Origin of the sequence: Cellulomonas sp. PS-H5 (assembly GCF_019265565.1) — a bacterium.
GTDB lineage: Bacteria > Actinomycetota > Actinomycetes > Actinomycetales > Cellulomonadaceae > Cellulomonas.
The window spans coordinates 1-2,366 of record NZ_JAHVCI010000126.1; the positions used below are offsets into that span (position 1 = coordinate 1).

Here is a 2,366-nt window from a genome sequence, read left to right on the forward strand (position 1 = left end):
GGGTCCCCCGCGCGAGCCGGCGACCGACCCCGCCGAGCCGGCCCGCGCCGCCCGCACGCCCGGCACCGCGCGGCGCACGGGCCTGCCCACCGCGAAGCGCCGCGGCTGACGCCGGGGCCGCGCACCCCGCCGGCCCCGCCGCCAGGTCCCGACGCGGCCCGATCAGCCCGGGACGCGGTCCGCGATGAGCCGGCGGCGCAGGTCCAGCGCCGTGCCCGACTTGGCCGAGACCATCACCGCCACGTCCCGCAGCCGGAGCCGGGCGAGGAACGCCGCGAGCCCGTCGTGGTCGAGCGGGGCCTCGTCGGAGTACGCGGGGCAGCGCATGTCGTCGGTGTGCGGGACCGGGCGCTCGCGGCCCTCGACCTCGTCGAGGTACACCCCGTAGAGCACCATCTCGGAGACGTGCAGCTCCCGCCCCACCGCGGCAGCCCAGGGCAGACCGGTCACGGCCTCGACCCGCGCGAGCATGCGACGCACGACCGCCGGCTCCCAGAGGCACGGCCAGCAGACGTAGTCCGGCCGCGCCGCCTCGGCGCCCGGGGGCAGGCCCAGCAGCCGGCGGGCGACCTCGTGCCAGCGGACGTGCCGCGGCAGGTGCGCGGAGACGGCGCCCTCCCGGCGGTAGAGCGGCACGGCGCCGTCCGGGGCGAACGTCCGCGGCCCGAACGGCCGGACGAACACCAGGTCCGAGTCGGCGAGCAGCACCAGGTCGGCGTCGGCGGCGGCGACCGCGGCGAGCTTGACCACCTGCTGCGCGACCCAGCCGCGGACGGGCGGGAACGGCGCCCGGGGGTCGAGCCAGAGGTTCAGGCCCGGGACCTTGCGGAGCGGCCGCGGGACGACGGCCCGGGCGTCCTGCACCGTCGTGCGGGGGCCGGCGAGCGGCCGGAACAGGTCGAGGTCGGCGGGCGGCACCACGAGCGCGTGCCGCACCGACGGGGGTGCGAGCCGCAGCACGGACCGGTTCAGCTCGACGCACAGCGCGTGGTCGGGGCGGTAGGAGGGCGTGAGCACGAGCATCGCCGGGCTGCCCGGGGCGGCGGTCACGGGCGCGCCGCCCGCGCCCCGGCGGCGCGCCGGCCCGCCGCGGCCGACGGCGCCGCGACGACCGGCACCCCGCGCACGTGCCCCTCGACGAGCGCCACCAGCCGCGCCTGCGACCCCGCCCAGGACCGGCCCGCCACGCTCGCCTGCAGGGCGGCCGCCCGCCCCGCCGGGTCGGGGTGCTCGACGGCCGCGCACAGGGCGTCGGCGACCGCGGCCGGCGTCGGCGCGGCCCACCGCACGTGCGGGTTCGGCAGGTCCGCGCGCGCGTCGGCGGAGTCGTTCACGACCGGGACGGTCCCCGCCGCCAGCATCTCCTCCGCGACCAGCGAGATGTTGGTGAACGACAGCGCGAGCCCGGCGAGCGTCCGGTGGTAGAGGACGTTGAGCGCCGCCGGGTCGAGGCCGCCGTGCCGGGTGGCCGGGACCCCCAGGTCCCGCGCCGCGTCCCCGTAGACGTGGATCTCCTGCTCCGGGTGGCGCGCGTGGAACCGCAGCAGCGCGAGCCGCGCCAGGTCGTACCCGCGCCGCGCGACGTCCGGCTTCGAGTACAGCACGACCCCGCCCCGGGCAGCGGGCGCGAGCGGCCGGTACACGTCGGTGTCGCACCCGAACGGGACCACGTCCACGTCGAGGCCGAGGTCGCGACGGAGGTGGCCCGCGACCATCTCGCCCAGCGCCAGGACGTGCAGCCCGAGCCGGTACGAGTCCTCCGCCAGGGCGTGCTGGGCACCGTGCGGGTAGAAGTACGGCTCGACGTCCTGGACGAAGTACAGGCGCCGCATCGGGTCCGTGCCGCGCCGCGCGAGCACGTGCGCGGTCTGCCAGGACGTCGCCACGCACGCGTCGACCCCGTGGATGCCGTCGGCGACGTCCCGCACCTCGGCCCGCAGCCCGGGCCAGCCCGCCCGCACCACCGCCGCGCGCTGCCGGACGTCGCCGCCGTGCCGGTCGTAGAGGTAGAGCACGCACCGGTGGCCCGCCTCCTCGAGCGCCCGGACCATCCGGAACATCGTCGTGTGCCCGCCGGAGTGCGGCCCGGGCGGGACGCACAGCCACCCGACGGTCAGCGGCCGGTCCGACGGCGGCGGTGCGGCGGGTACGGCGCGGGCCGCGGACGGCGGGTCGGCGACGTCGTCGGGCAGCAGCGGGAAGTCGAGCGCCGCGGCCCCGGTGGCGCGGTACAGCCGCGCGGCCGCGCGCTGGGCCGTCTCGCGCGCCCCCATCGCGCGCACCCGCCGCGCGGCGGCGGGCAGGTCCCGCGCCCTCACGCCGAGCCGCCCGTGCGCCGCAGGTCCGCCGGGGTCGCGGGGCCGCCG

2 protein-coding genes are annotated in these 2,366 nt (G+C 79.5%); both read right to left on the reverse strand.

Going from position 1 to position 2,366, the window contains the following annotated elements; all coding sequences use genetic code 11:
- Window positions 1-162: 162 nt before the first annotated feature.
- A complete protein-coding gene (locus J5O08_RS20520; protein WP_218708762.1) occupies window positions 163-1,050 on the reverse strand; it encodes a DUF6492 family protein in 888 nt (295 codons plus the stop codon).
- Window positions 1,047-2,366: hypothetical protein (locus tag J5O08_RS20525; RefSeq protein ID WP_218708763.1), on the reverse strand; the 1,320-nt coding region annotated here is incomplete at its 5' end. The genes J5O08_RS20525 and J5O08_RS20520, both read right to left, overlap by 4 nt.